The 16,173-nt window shown below is 62.6% G+C and carries 17 protein-coding genes; 14 read left to right on the top strand and 3 right to left on the bottom strand.

The genetic code is table 11. From position 1 onward, the window contains the following. Positions 1 to 64 precede the first annotated feature (64 nt). From ISX93_RS04445 to ISX93_RS04430, 4 genes are all read left to right on the top strand, one after another. Positions 65 to 382, top strand: coding sequence for a DUF2288 domain-containing protein (locus ISX93_RS04445; protein WP_195777499.1), 318 nt, complete (start codon positions 65 to 67; stop codon positions 380 to 382). A 108-nt stretch (positions 383 to 490) separates the two neighbouring features. Further along, on the top strand, positions 491 to 856 hold the full coding sequence (locus ISX93_RS04440; RefSeq protein WP_195777498.1) for a DUF5064 family protein: 366 nt from the start codon (positions 491 to 493) through the stop codon (positions 854 to 856). A 39-nt stretch (positions 857 to 895) separates the two neighbouring features. Continuing rightward, complete coding sequence (locus ISX93_RS04435) at positions 896 to 1,783, top strand: NAD(P)-dependent oxidoreductase (RefSeq protein ID WP_195777497.1); 888 nt, start codon at positions 896 to 898, stop codon at positions 1,781 to 1,783. After that, positions 1,780 to 2,559, top strand: a complete 780-nt coding sequence (locus ISX93_RS04430; RefSeq protein WP_195777496.1) for a hydroxypyruvate isomerase family protein — start codon at positions 1,780 to 1,782, stop codon at positions 2,557 to 2,559. Before ISX93_RS04435 ends, ISX93_RS04430 begins: the two co-directional genes overlap by 4 nt. Positions 2,560 to 2,692: 133 nt before the next feature. Here the strand turns inward: ISX93_RS04430 and rapA are convergent, their stop codons facing one another. After that, positions 2,693 to 5,536, bottom strand: a complete 2,844-nt coding sequence (gene rapA, locus ISX93_RS04425; protein ID WP_195777495.1) for an RNA polymerase-associated protein RapA — start codon at positions 5,534 to 5,536, stop codon at positions 2,693 to 2,695. Positions 5,537 to 5,713: 177 nt separating this feature from the next. Between rapA and ISX93_RS04420 the strand changes: the two genes are divergently transcribed. The 5 genes from ISX93_RS04420 (at position 5,714) to ISX93_RS04405 (ending at position 8,608) form a co-directional block, all read left to right on the top strand. Beyond that, entirely contained in the window at positions 5,714 to 6,325 is a 612-nt protein-coding gene (locus ISX93_RS04420; protein WP_195777494.1) for an alpha-ketoglutarate-dependent dioxygenase AlkB family protein, read from the top strand. Then, the gene (locus tag ISX93_RS04415; RefSeq protein WP_195777493.1) at positions 6,304 to 6,468 is read left to right on the top strand and encodes a hypothetical protein; all 165 of its coding nucleotides are present in this window, start codon (positions 6,304 to 6,306) and stop codon (positions 6,466 to 6,468) included. Before ISX93_RS04420 ends, ISX93_RS04415 begins: the two co-directional genes overlap by 22 nt. Positions 6,469 to 6,608: 140 nt before the next feature. Beyond that, the gene (gene ccoM / locus ISX93_RS17290; protein ID WP_308705300.1) at positions 6,609 to 6,725 is read left to right on the top strand and encodes a cytochrome c oxidase subunit CcoM; all 117 of its coding nucleotides are present in this window, start codon (positions 6,609 to 6,611) and stop codon (positions 6,723 to 6,725) included. Positions 6,726 to 7,046: 321 nt separating this feature from the next. Beyond that, the gene (rarD, locus tag ISX93_RS04410) at positions 7,047 to 7,943 is read left to right on the top strand and encodes an EamA family transporter RarD (protein ID WP_195777492.1); all 897 of its coding nucleotides are present in this window, start codon (positions 7,047 to 7,049) and stop codon (positions 7,941 to 7,943) included. A gap of 14 nt (positions 7,944 to 7,957) precedes the next feature. After that, positions 7,958 to 8,608 (top strand): cupin domain-containing protein, encoded by a 651-nt coding sequence (locus ISX93_RS04405; protein ID WP_195777491.1) that lies wholly within the window; start codon positions 7,958 to 7,960, stop codon positions 8,606 to 8,608. Positions 8,609 to 8,817: 209 nt separating this feature from the next. Here the strand turns inward: ISX93_RS04405 and ISX93_RS04400 are convergent, their stop codons facing one another. Further along, positions 8,818 to 9,336, bottom strand: a complete 519-nt coding sequence (locus ISX93_RS04400; protein ID WP_195777490.1) for an anti-virulence regulator CigR family protein — start codon at positions 9,334 to 9,336, stop codon at positions 8,818 to 8,820. A 43-nt stretch (positions 9,337 to 9,379) separates the two neighbouring features. Beyond that, positions 9,380 to 11,104 (bottom strand): GspE/PulE family protein, encoded by a 1,725-nt coding sequence (locus ISX93_RS04395; protein ID WP_195777489.1) that lies wholly within the window; start codon positions 11,102 to 11,104, stop codon positions 9,380 to 9,382. Positions 11,105 to 11,293: 189 nt separating this feature from the next. On the opposite strand from ISX93_RS04395, the gene ISX93_RS04390 reads away from it, so the two are divergent. From ISX93_RS04390 to rfbC, 5 genes are read left to right on the top strand one after another with little or no spacing between them, the layout of a single operon-like run. Further along, positions 11,294 to 12,619, top strand: a complete 1,326-nt coding sequence (locus tag ISX93_RS04390) for a DEAD/DEAH box helicase (protein WP_195777488.1) — start codon at positions 11,294 to 11,296, stop codon at positions 12,617 to 12,619. A gap of 48 nt (positions 12,620 to 12,667) precedes the next feature. Next, a complete protein-coding gene (gene rfbB, locus ISX93_RS04385; protein WP_195777487.1) occupies positions 12,668 to 13,744 on the top strand; it encodes a dTDP-glucose 4,6-dehydratase in 1,077 nt (358 codons plus the stop codon). Then, positions 13,741 to 14,634 carry a dTDP-4-dehydrorhamnose reductase gene (gene rfbD, locus ISX93_RS04380; protein WP_195777486.1) on the top strand — a complete coding sequence of 298 codons (894 nt, stop codon included), beginning with the start codon at positions 13,741 to 13,743 and terminating at the stop codon, positions 14,632 to 14,634. The genes rfbB and rfbD overlap by 4 nt, the downstream gene beginning before the upstream one ends. Continuing rightward, on the top strand, positions 14,635 to 15,516 hold the full coding sequence (rfbA, locus tag ISX93_RS04375) for a glucose-1-phosphate thymidylyltransferase RfbA (protein WP_195777485.1): 882 nt from the start codon (positions 14,635 to 14,637) through the stop codon (positions 15,514 to 15,516). Next, complete coding sequence (gene rfbC, locus ISX93_RS04370; protein WP_195777484.1) at positions 15,513 to 16,061, top strand: dTDP-4-dehydrorhamnose 3,5-epimerase; 549 nt, start codon at positions 15,513 to 15,515, stop codon at positions 16,059 to 16,061. The genes rfbA and rfbC overlap by 4 nt, the downstream gene beginning before the upstream one ends. Positions 16,062 to 16,173 lie beyond the last annotated feature (112 nt).

Genomic DNA, 16,173 nt, shown 5'->3' with positions numbered 1-16,173 from the left:
CATGGCTGCTTGCCTGGAATTTTGCCGGCGGTATCATGGCGCCGCCTCGGATCCGGTGACCGTCATGACCACACAACCAAGCCCTTTGTACCTCAAGCTGCTGGGTGAAACTGCGCGCATCCGCTGGCAGGAATTGCAGCCATTTTTCGCCCGCGGGGCGCTGTTGTGGGTAGCCGCCGAGCTGGATCTGGTCGCGGTGGCCGAAGCGGTCGCCCAGGACGACCGCAGCCAGGTAGCTGCCTGGCTAGCCGGCAGCCAGCTGGCGGTGGTCGCCACGCCGCGCGCGGAAGACTGGCTGCAGCGCGATCCGGAATTGTGGGCGGTGGTGGTCGCGCCCTGGGTGGTGATTCAGGAACGCAGCGGCAAGCCGCAGTTGCATTGATCCGCGTCAGCGCTGCAGGTCTCCGGGCAGCTGGACGGCCAGTTGAAATTCGATGATGCTCGGCAATACGCGAATAATCGATACGCCAATCAAGTGGAGAGCTTCCCCATGTTCGAACCAGGTCATCTGCATCGCTCGTTTACCGGTTTGCCGGGCATGCCCGACGGCACCATGGATGTGTTCTACGAAGTGCGCAACGATCCGGCCGAAGGCCAGCTGATGCATTTCAAGGTGGTCGGCGACATCGCCGGCAAGGTCTTCACCGAAGAATTCGACATGCACCGCGATACGGCCTTCAACTTTGCCAGCCTGGTCGCCAAGGCCGTGACCAAGCAGGGCTTGCCGCCCAATGTCAGCCCGATCATGCGCAACCATCAGGAATACGACGCCATGTTCAACGATATCCGCGACAAGCTCGGCGCGCATTCGGGTGAGGCAGTGGATCTCGATCACCTGGAGAAAGACGGCCTCTGAGCCGAACATGCCGAAAGGCCTGCCGCGGGAGACATGACGATGCTCGAGTCCTATCCGTCGCTGGCGTTTGCCGGGCTTGGCCTGATGGGCTTGCCGATGTGCCGGCGCCTGCTGGCGGCCGGCTTTCCCCTGACCGTGTGGAATCGCTCCGCGGACAAGTGCCTGCCGCTGCTGGAGCAGGGCGCCTGGCGGGTAGGTACGCCAGGGGAGCTCTGCGCGGCGGCTGAAGTCGTCATGCTGTGCCTGGCCGATACGAAGGCCGTGGCAGAGGTGGTATTCGGCCCCGATGGGCTGGCCGCCAATGGCCGTCCGGGCCAGCTGCTGGTCGATTTTTCCAGCCTGGACCCGCAACGCACGCGCGAGATGGCCGCTGAGCTGGAAGCCCGCTGTGGCATGCGCTGGGTCGATGCGCCGGTGTCCGGCGGGGTGCAGGGCGCTGCAGCCGGCAGCCTGGCGATCATGGCCGGCGGGGCTTTCGAGGATGTCGAGCGCCTGCGCCCGTTGCTGGCTCATCTGGGCCAGCGCGTCACCCACATGGGCGCCGTCGGGGCCGGGCAGGTGAGCAAGCTGTGCAACCAGATGATCGTTGCCTGCAATGCGCTGGTGATTGCCGAGGCGGTGGCCCTGGCCGAGCGTTCCGGGGTCGATGCGCGCCTGCTGGCGGATGCGCTGGCCGGTGGTTTTGCCGACTCGAAACCCTTGCAGATTCTCGCGCCGCAGATGGCCGAGCGCCGCTTTGAACCGGTCAAGTGGCATGTGCGCACGCTGCTCAAGGACCTCGATGGTGCGGTCCGGCTGTCGCGCAGCAGCGGCACGGCCACGCCGATGAGCGGCCTGGCGGCGCAACTGATGCGCCTGCACGGGCAGCAGGGCGCGCTGGAAAAAGACCCGTCGACCCTGATCGAGCTGTTCGAGCCGCGCGAATGAAGATCGCCGCCAACCTGTCGCTGCTGTTCGGCGAAATGCCCCTGCTGGAGCGGGTGCGGGCGGCGCGGGTGGCCGGTTTCGACGGGGTGGAAATCCAGTTCCCTTACGCAGTGCCCGCCATTCAACTTGAGGAAGCCCTGCAGCGTGCAGGCTTGCCGCTGCTGTTGATCAACCTGCCGGCAGGCGACTTGATGAGCGGTGGGGCAGGGCTGGCCTGCGTTCCGCAGCAACAGGCCGCATTCGATCTGGCGCTGGACGAGGCACTGACCTATGCAGCAATGACGCGTCCGCGCTACGTCAATGTGCTGGCCGGCAGGCTGGTGCCCGGGGTAACTCAGGCGCAGGCCTGGATGTGTCTGACCGACAACCTGCGCCGCACGGCACAGGCCTTCAACACGCTGGGTATCGGTGTGTTGTGTGAGGCGATCAACCCACTGGATATGCCCGGCTTCCTGCTCAATACGCCAGCGCAGATGCTGGATCTGCTGGCAGCAGTGGATCACCCCAATCTGGCGCTGCAACTGGATCTGTATCACATGGCCCGGCAAGGGCTGGATTTGCCACAGGTGATTACTCAACTAGCCGGGAAAATCGGCCATGTGCAATTTGCCGACTGCCCCGGCCGTGGAGAACCGGGCACTGGCCAGCTGGATTTCGGCGTCGCGCTGCGGGCATTGGCCGACAGCGACTATCAGGGTTGGCTGGGTGCTGAATACCGGCCGTCCGGCGCGGATCATCTGGGTTGGCTGGAGCAGTGGCATCACTTGCGCAGCTGATCCGGGCCGAGATGCCCGGCAGCCAGCGAGGTCTTGGTGGACAAGCTTCGCGTTGTCCACCCTACACAATCCAGCCCCCGGGTAGGGTGGAAAACGGCGAAGCCGTTTCCACCGGGTGAGGGTGAGTGAAGGCCTAGCCGGCCACCAGCACCCGAATGGCTTCCAGGCGCAGGCCGGCCTTGTCGAGGAAGGCCAGGCCGTCTTCGCGCTGCTGGCGCAGGGCGTTGATTTCACTGTCGCGCACACTCGGGTTGATCTTCTGCAGGGCGCTCATGCGTGCCAGTTCTTCATCCAGTTCGGCGATCAGGCGCTGACGTGCTTGCTCGACGCGATCAGTGTGGCGCGGCGCAATTTTCCCTTCGGCGGCATTGATCTGCCTGGTCAGGGCTTCGCGCTGAGCCTGGACGAACTTGCTGGCACTGGCGCGCGGCACGCTTTCCAGCTGGTCGTTGAGGGTGTTGAAGGACACCTTGGCGGCCAGATCGTTGCCATTGCCGTCGAGCAGGCAGCGCAGCGCCAGCGGTGGCAGGAAACGGCCCAGCTGCAGGGCGCGTGGCGCGACCACTTCGCTGACATACAGCAGTTCGAGCAACACGGTGCCGGGTTTCAGCGCCTTGTTCTTGATCATCGCCAGCGCGGTGTTGCCCATCGAGCCGGACAGCACCAGATCCATGCCGCCCTGCACCATCGGGTGCTCCCAGGTGAGGAACTGCATGTCCTCGCGCACCAGCGCCTGTTCGCGTTCGTAGGTGATGGTCACGCCTTCGTCATCGCCCAGCGGGAAGCCGGCATCCAGCATCTTCTCGCCCGGCTTGAGTACCAGCGCGTTTTCCGAATGGTCTTCGCTGTCGATGCCGAAGGCGTCGAACAACTCTTCCATATACAGCGGCAGGGCAAACTGGTCGTCCTGTTCGAGAATCTCGGCAACCAGCGCTTCACCTTCGCCGGCACCACCGGAGTTGAGCTCCAGCAGGCGGTCGCGGCCACTGTGCAGCTCGCCTTCAAGGCGCTCGCGCTCGGCCTGGGCTTCGCTGATCAGCGCTTGCCAGTCGGCTGGCTGGCAGTCTTCCAGCAGTGGCAACAGGCGCGGGCCGAACTGGTGCTGCAAGGCATTGCCGGTAGGGCAGGTCGAGAGGAAGGCGTTCAGCGCCTGGTGATACCACTGGAACAGGCGTGCTTGTGCACTGTCTTCCAGATACGGCACATGCAGCTGAATCTTGTGCTTCTGGCCAATGCGGTCGAGGCGGCCGATGCGCTGTTCCAGCAGGTCCGGATGGGCCGGAAGATCGAACAGCACCAGATGATGGGCGAACTGGAAGTTGCGGCCTTCGCTGCCGATTTCCGAACAGATCAGCACCTGCGCGCCGAACTCTTCGTCAGCAAAATAGGCTGCTGCGCGGTCGCGTTCGAGAATGCTCATGCCTTCATGGAAGACCGATGCCGGAATGCCTGAGCGCAAGCGCAGGGCGTCTTCCAGATCCAGCGCGGTTTCCGCGTGGGCACAGATCACCAGTACCTTGAAGCGCTTGAGCATCTTCAGTGTGTCGATCAGCCAGTCAACCCGTGGATCGAAGCGGCACCAGTGCTCGCCGCCAGTGTCCTGGCTGGCCTGGAAGCTGACTTCGGGGTACAGGTCAGCGTGCTCGCCGGGTGGCAGCAACTGATACTGGTCGGGGTTGTCCAGCGGATAGGCATGCAGTTCGCGCTCGGGAAAGCCGCGCACGGCAGCACGGGTGTTGCGGAACAGCAGGCGGCCGGTACCGTGCCGGTCGAGCAGTTCACGCACCAGACGGGCGCGGGCGGCGTCATCGCCAGCGTCGATGCTGTCCAGCAGTTGCTGGCCTTCGCTGCCGAGGAAGCCTTCAATGGCCTTGCGTGCGCCCTTGCTCAACTTGCCGTGATCGAGCAGTTCCTGCACCGCTTCGGCGACCGGCTTGTAGTTGGCGCTTTCGGCGCGGAAGGCTTGCAGGTCATGGAAACGGCTCGGATCAAGCAGGCGCAGCCGCGCAAAGTGACTGTCCAGCCCCAGCTGCTCGGGGGTGGCGGTGAGCAGCAGGACGCCCGGAATTTGTCCGGCCAGTTGCTCGACCAGGCGGTATTCGGGACTGGCCATTTCCGGATGCCAGACCAGATGGTGTGCTTCATCGACCACCAGCAGATCCCAGCCCGCCTCCAGCGCGGCCTGCTGGGCGCGCTCATGGCGCTTCAGCCAGTCCAGAGATACCAGTGCCAGCTGACAGTCTTCAAACGGGTTGCCGGCATCGCTCTCGGCGAAGCGTTCGGCATCGAACAGTGCTACCTGCAGGTTGAAGCGCCGACGCATTTCCACCAGCCACTGATGCTGCAGGTTTTCCGGCACCAGAATCAGCACCCGGCTGGCACGGCCGTTGAGCAACTGGCGATGGATCACCAGGCCGGCCTCGATGGTCTTGCCCAGACCCACTTCATCGGCGAGCAGTACGCGCGGGGCGATGCGATCCGCCACTTCGCGGGCAATGTGCAACTGGTGAGCAATCGGTTGTGCGCGCGCGCCGCCGAGTCCCCAGAGTGTCGACTGCTGCTGGCGGCTGAGGTGTTCGAGGCTGTGGTAACGCAGGGTGAACCAGTTGAGGGGGTCGATCTGCCCGGCAAACAGGCGGTCGCTGGCCAGACGGAACTGGATGAAGTTGGACAATTGGGTTTCCGGCATCACGCAGGGTTCGTGCTGTGCGTTGAAACCCTGATAGATCAACAGGCCATCGACATCCTCAACCGTCTGCACGGTCAGCTTCCAGCCTTCGAAATGGGTAATCTCGTCGCCCGGCGCAAAGCGCACGCGGGTCAGGGGGGCATTGCGCAATGCATACTGGCGGGTCTCGCCGGTCGCCGGGTAGAGCACCGTGAGCAGCCGTCCTTCGGTCAGCAGGATGGTGCCCAGGCCAAGCTCGGCTTCGCTGTCACTGATCCAGCGTTGTCCCGGTTGGTATTCTTGCGTCATGCGTGTCTCCAGCTGGCAAAAAAGCCGGCTATGGTAACGGAACGTCGCGTCCGGGGCGACGACGGCGGCCCGATGAACGCGCTTTTGCAGTGTAGTCCGACGGATTCAGGTATCAGACTTGGCCGCGGCAAATTGCCCTCTTTAACAAATGCCGGCGCTGTGCCGGCGGGATCAAGCATGCCACTGTTCGATGACCTGCCGCTGCAACTGGCGGACGCTGATCTCACCTACCTGCCGCACTGGCAGCCGGCGGTGATCGCCGATCAGTGGTTGCAGACACTGTTGGCGGAAACGCCCTGGGAGCAGCCACTGGTGCGCCTGCACGGGCGCGATTATCCGGTGCCGCGGCGGACCGCCTGGTATGGCGATCCACAGGCCAGCTACGGCTATTCCGGCCTGCAGCATCAACCCCTGCCATGGACCGCACTGCTGGCCGGCATTCGCCAGCGGGTCGCGGCGCAGGTGGGCGCGCCGTTGAATGCGGTGCTGCTCAATCTGTACCGCGACGGCCAGGACTCCATGGGCTGGCACAGCGATGACGAGGCCGAGCTGGGGCCGGAGCCGCTGATTGCCTCGCTCAGCCTCGGTGGCGTACGGCGGTTCGACCTGCGGCGCAAGGGCCGGGGGCGCATCGAACATTCGCTGAACCTCGAACATGGCTCGCTACTGGTCATGCGCGGCCGGACACAGCATCATTGGCAGCATCAGGTGGCGAAAACCCGGCGCCCCTGCGAGCCGCGGATCAACCTGACTTTTCGCTGGATAGCATGCACAACGACGACAAGCTGATCGACTTCGGCAGCGAGCGCGACAAGCGCATCCACGACCTGCACGACAAGCGCCTGGACGAGATGCGCAAGGCGTTCGAGCAGGCGTTGCCGCTGGGCAAGGCGAAAAAGAGCAAAGGCAAGGGCAAGCCGAAGAAGCGCTGAGGCGGTTTTGCTTGATCTGGATCAAGCAATCCATGTGCCCCGGCCAGGCCCGTGGCGGGTAATTGACCAGAGTCAATTTTTTCCCTCCGGCCTGTGGCCTACTGAGTCCAAGTTCATTGCCCCGCCCTAAGGAGGCCCCCATGTTTTTTGATGAAGTGGTTATTTCCGGCATTTTGATTGTTGGCCTGTGCGTGGTGTTCGTGGCGGGTTTCGGTACGTTTATCTGGAAGGATGCGCACAAGCCCAAGGGCAAATGATTTTCACCTGTTCATTGCGTGGTTGGTTTTAGGGCGACTTTGGTCGCCCTTTTTTATGCTTCTCGCAAGGGGGCAGTGCAAAGCCGGGCCATGCCCCAGTAAAGGCAGCCACTGCGGGAAAAGCCGCTAGCGGCGTGTTCATGGCAGTTCGTCACATACCCGCTGTTTTTCCGCTGCAGCGCATGGCTCTCGTCGTACACTGGCGCATTGCAGCACCGCCGGTTTGAGCTTTTGCTGGCCAACGGGTGAACTGGCAGCTAGGCTCGCCGACTTTTTGCACGGGATGAGCGTTCACGTGAAGCAAGCAGGAATCATGCAGCCATGAAGCTTTCCGGCCGCGGGGTGGCCCTGTCGATCGGCGCTTCCGTGCTGTTCGTCCTGTTTCCCGGCTATGTGCAATGGCTGGCGCCGCTGGATGGCGTGCAGGTGTTTGCCCAGCGCGTGCTCTGGTCGATCCCTGCGGTGCTGCTGCTGGTGCTGCTCGCCGGGCAAACCACGGTTTTGCTCGACACACTACGCCGCCTCGCTCGCGAGCCACTGCTGGTGCTGGCCTTTGCGCTTTCGGCGGCACTGGTCGGCGTGCAGTGGGCGCTGTTTGTCTGGGCGCCGCTGAACGGCAGGGTGCTCGATCTGTCCCTGGGGTATTTCCTCTTGCCGCTGGCCATGGTGCTGGTCGGCCGGGTGTTCTATGGCGAGCGCTTGCGGCCGCTGCAGCTGCTGGCGGTCGGCTGTGCGCTGGTCGGGGTTGTTCATGAGCTGTGGCTGACCCGGGCGTTTTCCTGGGTGACGCTGGTTGCCGCGCTGGGCTACCCGCCATACTTCATGTTGCGCCGCTGGATGCGCGTGGATGCGCTGTCCGGGTTCACCTTTGAAGTGCTGTGGATGGCGCCGCTGGCCATCTGGCTGATTGCCCGCTTCGGGCCGCCCGATCTGTTTGTCCAGGCACCGCAGTTGTGGCTGCTCTTACCCGGCCTGGGGGTGCTCAGTGCGCTGGCATTTGGCGCGATGATGGCTGCCAGCCGCTTGTTGCCGATGGGCCTGTTCGGCATTCTCAGCTACGTCGAGCCGGTGCTGCTGTTTGCCGTGGCGGTGGTGTTTCTCGGCGAGGCCTTCAGCCTCGGCCAGCTCTGGACCTACGCGCCGATCTGGCTGGCGGTACTGCTGACCGGCTTCGACAGCGGGCGCCTGCTGCGCAAGCAGGCTCGACAAGGGCTGTAACGGAGGGGCAGGCCATGCAGATCAATCCGGACATGCAACAGCGAGTGGTCATCGATAGCCATGCGGTGCCCTGGCAGCCATCGCCTTTGCCGGGGGTCGAGCGGCGACCGCTGGAACGCCTGGCAGCCGAAAGCGGGCGGGCAACCTCGATAGTGCGCTACGCCGCCGGGTCATCCTTCACGGCGCATGCGCACCCGCAGGGCGAAGAAATTCTGGTGCTGGAGGGCACATTCGCCGACGAGCACGGCAGCTACCCGGCGGGAACCTGGCTGAAGAATCCGCCGGGTAGCCGGCATGCGCCCTGCAGTCCGCATGGCTGTCTGCTGTTCGTCAAGCTTTGCCATCTGAGTGCTGCCGATACCCAGACCTGCGTAGTCGATACGCGCGCCGCCGCATGGTTGCCGGGCCAGGTCGAGGGGTTGCAGGTGTTGCCGCTGGACAGCGTGGGCACAGTCCATACGGCGCTGGAGCGCTGGGCTCCGGGGACGCATTTCGGGGCGCACCGGCCGGTCGGCGGTGAGGAGATCCTGGTGCTCGAAGGGGTGTTCCAGGACGAACATGGTGATTACCCGGCAGGCACCTGGATACGCAGCCCGCGCGGCTCCAGCCATACGCCATTTTCCGCGGGCGGCTGCCTGGTCTACGTCAAACGCGGGCACCTCTGAGCGGCCGCTGGAGAGCGAGCGCTCAGGGGGTGCGGCTTGCCGGATTATCAGGCCGCTGAAAAACTACCTGCGTTGCCCCTCTTGATTAAAGAAAGGGGGCGTTGAAAACAGGCTCGAAATGCTCATTTACCACTTGTAAACTGCGCTTTCTCGCCTGCTTGACTCGCTACGCTCGCCCTGCGGGCCAGCCTACATTTTTCAACGGCCTGTTATTGCAGGACGCCGCGCATCACTTCCTGGACCACCTGGGTCGAGCTGTCGATCAGTACGGCATCAGTGCCGACTTGCCGCCATTCACGACCAGGGTAGTAGGGCAGCTGGCGTTCGATGTCGGAGTTGAAGCGCTTGGCAATCCCCGGTGGCAGCGGCTTGCCGCGCTGGAGGTTCTTGCTGATACCGGGCGGCAGACCTTGATTGCCAACGCCCTTGCCCTTGTTTTCCCGGTAGGCACGCTGGATCTCCGAATAGTCTTCGTCGTAGTCCTGCTCGTAGTTGCCATTCTTGTGCTTGCCTTTGTTCTGGCTGCCGGAGTAGTCGTCGTCATCCTGGTCATAGCTGCCGCCTTGCTGGTTGCCTTTCTGCGATTGGCCGCCGCTTTTGCCTTTGCTCTGCTGCTGGCCGCCTTGGCCTTGGCCGCTGGTGTTCTTCTGCTTGTTCGCGTCAGCCAGGGCACTCTGGCCGCCGATCAGAAAAACTGCGGTAAGCAGGGCGATGGGAAATCTGGGCATGTAAATTCTCCTTGGGTTTGCAGGGTTGCCTACAGCAGTAACTTTACTCCAGCCGTACGCGATATACCTCAGCCAATGAGACCGTTGTTTCCCGCGCAAGTTGCAGGGCACTTTGCGTTAATGGGCGCATTCCGTCGGCGATGGCTTGCTGCTCGATCTTTTGCGCTGAAACCGAGGGTTCGATCAGCACCCGCAGTGCCGGGGTGACTTCCAATAATTCGTAGGCGGCCACGCGCCCGACCACGCCACTGCCATGGCACCGCGAACAGCCGCTGCCGACATAGAAACGCTCATCGGCAGTCAGCCCAAGGGCTTGGCGAACGTGCCCGGGAACCAGCTCCTGCTTCAGGCAGTGCGGGCAGTTGCGTCGCACCAGGCGCTGGGCAAGCACGCCGAGCAGGCTGGCGTTGAGCAGGTAGGGCGCGATGCCGATCTCCAGCAGGCGGGTCACGGTGGTGGCCGCGCTGTTGGTGTGCAGGGTGCTCAGCACCAGGTGGCCGGTGAGGGCGCTTTCGGTGGCCATCAGCGCGGTTTCCTGGTCGCGCACCTCGCCGACCATGATCACGTCCGGGTCATGCCGCAGGATGTGGCGCAGGGCGCGGGCGAAGGTGTAGCCGATTTGCGGCTTGACCTGGATCTGGCGGATGCCGTCGATCTGGTACTCCACCGGGTCTTCCACGGTGATGATGTTCACCCCGGTCGCCTTGATGCTGTTCAGTGCGGCATACAGCGTGGTGCTCTTGCCGGAGCCGGTAGGGCCGGTGACCAGGATGATGCCCTGGTTGTGGCTGATCAGGTTGCGGAAGCGCGCCACGTCTTGCGCATTGAAGCCGATCTGGTCGAGGCCCTTGAGGCTCTGGCTGGTGTCGAGCACGCGGATCACCACGCTCTCGCCGTGGACGGTCGGCATGATCGACAGGCGCAGGTCAATGCTGCGTTCGGCGGTGCGCACCATGTGCCGGCCATCCTGCGGCAGGCGGTGTTCAGCGATATTCATGCCACCGATGATCTTGATCCGGCTGACAATGGCAGACAGATGGCCGCGCTTGATCCGGCGGAGTTCCTGCAGCCGGCCGTCGACGCGCAACAGTACGCTGACGTCATGCTCGCCGGGACGCAGGTGGATATCCGAAGCGCGCCGGCTGATGGCCTCCTCCAGCAGGTTGTCGACGAAACGCACCGTTGGTCGGTCTTCGGCCAGCAGCTTCATCTCGTCCACGCTGAGCGGAACTTCGCCTGTTTCGTTCTCCGGCAAGTCCTCCACGGTGGAGTTGGCAAAGGTGCGATTGATGGCCTGCTCGATTTCGCTGGCCCGGGCCTGCACCAGTTCAATGGTCTTGCCGGTGGCAAAGCCGAGCAGGTGTTGCAGGTCCTGATCGGTCGGGTCGGTGGTGGCCACCACCAGGCGCTCGCCATCCAGCAACAGGCTCACGACCTGGTAATGCCGGGCAAGGCTTTCCGGCAAGAGCCGGGTGCAGGCAGGGTCCAGGTCAAACTGCTCCAGGCTGATGTGCGGAATGCCCAGTTGCTCGGCCAGCGTCTGGCTCAAGCGTTCGCGGCTGAGCATGCCGAGCTCGATCAGGGTCTGGCCCAGCCGCGCCCGGCTAGGGTGGCTGTGCTGATGGGTCAGGGCCTGCTGCAACTGCTCGAGGCTGATATCCCCGCTTTCCAGCAGGAGCATGCCCAGGCTTTGATTGCAGTCGGTCAGCGGGCGACGATGCTTCAGGTAATCCAGCAGTTCGCCGCGATTATTGATGACTGGGGGCATGGAGAATCCTTGTGGCGTTCTCGTCTGATTGTGCAAGCCTCCAGGGAGGGTTTTCCTGTCATGGATCAATGAAGAAATGCTCCTGGGGCTTCTGCCGGATCAGGCGAGCGCGTACAAGAAATTCGGCAGTTCGGGCCGGCAGACGGTAACCTATGCACCTGATTTGCTGATTTTCATCGAGGTATCCCCGTGTTTTCCCAATTCGCCCTGCACGAACGTCTGCTCAAGGCCGTGGCCGAGCAGAACTTTACCGAGCCGACTCCCGTGCAGCTGGCAGCCATTCCACCGGCGCTGGAAGGCCGTGACCTGCGGGTCACCGCGCAGACCGGTAGCGGCAAGACGGCGGCCTTTGTGCTGCCAATGCTCAATCGCCTGCTCGGCGATGGCGCATCTCAGCAGCGTGTGCGCATCCGTGCACTGATCCTGCTGCCGACCCGCGAACTGGCCCAGCAGACCCTGCGCGAGGTGGAGCGTTTCGCTCAGTTCACCTTCATCAAGTCCGGGCTGATTACCGGTGGTGAGGACTTCAAGGTCCAGGGTGCCATGCTGCGCAAGGTTCCGGATGTGCTGATCGGCACGCCGGGGCGGCTGATCGAGCACCTGAATGCCGCTACGCTGAACCTCAAGGAAGTCGAGTTGCTGGTGCTGGATGAGGCCGACCGCATGCTGGACATGGGCTTCGCCGAGGACATCGAGCGGCTCACCGCGGAGTGCGTCAACCGCCAGCAGACCCTGCTGTTCTCCGCCACCAGTGGCGGCAACGGCCTGCGCGAGGTGGTTGGCAAGGTCTTGCGCAATCCATTGCACCTCAAGTTGAATGCAGTGAGTGACCTCAGTGAGGGCACACGTCAGCAGATCATTACGGCTGACGACCTGACGCACAAAGAACGCCTGGTGCAGTGGTTGCTGGCCAATGAAACCTTCCAGAAAGCCATTATCTTCACCAATACGCGCACCCAGGCTGACCGTCTTTACGGGCGTCTGGTGGCTGCGGAAGTAAAAGCCTTCGTGCTGCACGGCGACAAGGATCAGAAAGACCGCAAGATTGCAATTGAACGTTTCCGTACTGGCGGTAGCCGGGTGCTGGTGGCTACCGACGTCGCGGCGCGCGGGCTGGATGTGGACGGCCTGGATCTGGTGATCAACTTCGACATGCCGCGTTCCGGTGACGAGTACGTGCACCGTATCGGCCGCACCGGTCGTGCCGGGGGTGACGGCCTGGCGATTTCGCTGATCTGCCATACCGACTGGAGCCTGATGTCGAGTGTCGAGCGCTACCTCAAGCAGCGCTTCGAGCGCCGGGTGATCAAGGAACTCAAGGGCACCTATCAGGGGCCGAAGAATCTGAAGGCTTCCGGCAAGGCGGTCGGGGTCAAGAAGAAAAAGACTGCCGAGCAGAAGGGCGCTACCAAGAAGCCTTCGGCCAAGACTGCGGCCAAGCGCAAACAACCCTCCAAGCTGATCAGCGCCGATGGTCTGGCGCCGTTCAAGCGCAAGCTACCGGCAGCGGAGTAGCACCGCGGTGGTGTTCAATTCAGTACCCAGGGTAAGCAGGACTTCGGGATGAAAATTCTAGTTACTGGCGGCGCCGGCTTTATCGGCTCGGCCGTTGTTCGTCACATCATCGGCAATACCGCCGACAGCGTGGTCAATCTGGACAAGCTGACCTACGCCGGTAACCTGGAGTCGCTGGCGGGTGTAAGTGATAGCCAGCGCTATGCCTTCGAACATGTGGACATCTGTAATCGTCCGGAGCTGGACCGGGTATTTGCCCAGCATCAGCCGGACCGGATCATGCACCTGGCGGCCGAATCCCATGTCGATCGCTCGATCGATGGTCCGGCGGCGTTCATCGAGACCAATATCGTTGGTACCTATACCTTGCTGGAGGCGGCCCGCCAGTATTGGCTTGGGCTGGATGATGGCCGCAAATCAGCGTTTCGCTTCCACCATATCTCCACCGACGAGGTGTATGGCGACCTGCATGGTCCGGAAGAGCTGTTCACCGAGACCACGCCCTATGCGCCCAGTTCACCGTATTCGGCCAGCAAGGCAAGCTCCGACCACCTGGTGCGGGCCTGGCTGCGCACCTATGGCCTGCCGACGCTGGTCACCAACTGTTCGAACAACTACGGTCCCTGCCATTTCCCGGAAAAGCTGATCCCGCTGGTGATTCTCAATGCGCTGGAGGGCAAGCCTTTGCCGGTCTATGGCAAGGGCGATCAGGTGCGTGACTGGCTGTATGTGGAGGATCATGCCCGCGCGCTGTACCGGGTGGTCACCGAGGGGGCGGTCGGCGAGACCTACAACATCGGCGGGCACAACGAAAAACAGAATATCCAGGTGGTGCACACGCTGTGCGACCTGCTGGATGAACTGCGCCCGCGGGCTGACGGTAACTCCTACCGGGTGCAGATCACCCACGTGCAGGATCGCCCGGGCCACGACCTGCGCTACGCGATCGATGCCTCGAAGATCCAGCGCGAGCTGGGCTGGGTGCCGCAGGAGACCTTCGAGTCGGGCATCCGCAAGACGGTCGAGTGGTATCTGGACAATCCCGACTGGGTCGCTCACGTCAAGAGTGGTGCCTACCAGCAGTGGCTGGACAAGCACTATGCCGGGCGCAGTGCGAAGCCATGAAAATTCTCCTGCTGGGCAAGAACGGCCAGGTCGGCTGGGAATTGCAGCGGGCGCTGGCGCCGCTTGGGGAATTGGTTGCACTGGATCGCCAGGGTGCGGCGGGCCTGTGCGGGGACCTGGCCGATCTCGAGCGCTTGCGCCAGACCATTCGCAGTGTCCAGCCGGACGTCATCGTCAATGCCGCCGCCTACACAGCCGTGGACAAGGCGCAAAGCCAGCCGGAACTGGCGGAGCAGGTCAACGCCGGGGCCCCGCGGGTAATGGCTGAGGAAATGCAGCAATGCGGTGGCTGGCTGGTGCATTACTCTACCGACTATGTCTTCGATGGCAGCGGCAACCAGCCGTGGCGGGAAACCGACCAGCCCGCACCGCTCAATCACTATGGCCTGAGCAAGCTGCACGGCGAGCAGGCCATTGCGCAGAGCGGCTGCCAGCACCTGATTTTTCGCACCAGCTGGGTCTATGCTGCGCGCGGTGGCAACTTTGCCAAGACCATGTTGCGCCTGGCGACCGAGCGCGAGCAGTTAAGCGTGATCGCCGACCAGTTCGGCGCGCCTACCGGTGCCGAGCTGATCGCCGATGTCACCGCGCACGCCCTGCGCACGGCGCGGGGCAATCCGCAAGCTGCCGGTCTCTATCATCTGGCGGCGGCCGGCGAGGTTTCCTGGCACGGCTATGCGGCCTTCGTCATCGACCAGGCCCGGCAGGCTGGCCGGGAACTGGCGGTCAGGGCCATTGCCGCGATCCCAAGCAGCGATTACCCAACCCCGGCCCCGCGTCCGCTGAACTCGCGGCTCGATTGCCATAAACTGTGTGGTGCATTCGACCTGCAGCTGCCCGACTGGCAGGCGGGCGTGGTACGCATGCTCAATGAACTGCAAGGAAACTGAATGAAGCGCAAAGGCATCATCCTCGCCGGCGGTTCCGGCACCCGGCTGCACCCGATCACTCTTGGCGTGTCCAAGCAGCTGCTGCCGATCTACGACAAGCCGATGATCTATTACCCGCTGTCCGTGCTGATGCTGGCCGGCATTCAAGAGATTCTGGTGATTTCAACGCCGGAAGACCTGCCCAACTTCCAGAAGCTGCTGGGGGATGGCAGCCAGTTCGGCATCCGGCTGAGTTATGCCGAGCAGCCCTCGCCGGATGGCCTGGCGCAAGCCTTCATCATCGGCGAAGAGTTCATTGGCGAGGATAACTGCTGCCTGATCCTCGGTGACAACATCTTCTACGGCCAGAATTTTTCCGCCAATCTCAAGGCCGCCAATGCCCGTGAGCAGGGGGCCACGGTGTTTGGCTACCATGTGTCGGACCCCGAGCGTTTCGGCGTGGTCGAGTTCGATGCCAGCGGGCGGGCAATCAGCATCGAAGAGAAACCGGCCAGGCCAAAGTCGAACTACGCCGTCACCGGGCTGTACTTCTACGATAATCGTGTGGTTGCAATCGCCAAAGGCATCAAACCCTCCGAGCGTGGCGAACTGGAAATCACCGACGTCAACCGCGTCTATCTGGAAGAGCAAAACCTCAATGTGGAAATGCTCGGGCGTGGCTTCGCCTGGCTGGATACCGGCACTCACGAGTCCTTGCTCGAAGCCAGCCATTTTGTGCATACCATCGAGCAGCGGCAGGGCCTCAAGGTCGCTTGCCTGGAAGAGATCGCCTACCACAATGGCTGGCTCAGTGCGGCGCAGGTCAAGGAGCAGGCCGAGCGGCTGAAGAAGACTGGCTATGGCCAGTACCTGCTGGGATTACTCAAGGGGACGATGGTATGAAGCTGATACAAACCACTATTCCTGATGTGGTAATCATCGAACCGCAAGTGTTCGAAGATGATCGCGGCTGGTTTATGGAAAGCTTCAACGAGCAACGGTTCCATGCAGGATTGCAAAACCTCGGCTTGCCCGTTCCTCGTCCATTCGTGCAAGACAATCACTCCTGTTCGAAAAAGGGCGTACTGCGCGGCCTGCACTACCAGTTACCGCCGCATGCCCAGGGTAAGCTGGTGCGCGTTATCCAGGGGGCTGCCTTTGATGTGGCGGTGGATATCCGCAAGGAATCGGCGACTTATGGTCAGTGGGTTGGTCTGGAGCTGAACAGTCGCAATCAGAAGATGTTGTGGGTGCCGGAAGGTTTTGCCCATGGATTCCTGGCCCTGGAAGACAACACGCATTTTCTTTACAAAACCACCGATTACTATGCCAAGGATTGCGAGGCAGCAATGCGCTGGAACGATCCGACACTGGCGATCAAGTGGCCGGAAATGGAACCCCTGGTCATCAATCAGAAAGATCGGGAAGCGGCACTCTTTCCTGGATAGCAAAAGGGGAGGGTTGCGCAACAGGCGTACCGAGAAACTCCTTTTTCCCGGACCAGTTTGACAGTCTCGAAACTCCGGCTATTTTGGAATCTGCACGGTCATGGAATAACGT

Source organism: Pseudomonas sp. N040, from assembly GCF_015637705.1.
Taxonomy (GTDB): domain Bacteria; phylum Pseudomonadota; class Gammaproteobacteria; order Pseudomonadales; family Pseudomonadaceae; genus Aquipseudomonas.
Note: the sequence above shows the minus strand (reverse complement) of the source record. Positions and strands in the feature narration are given on the sequence as shown.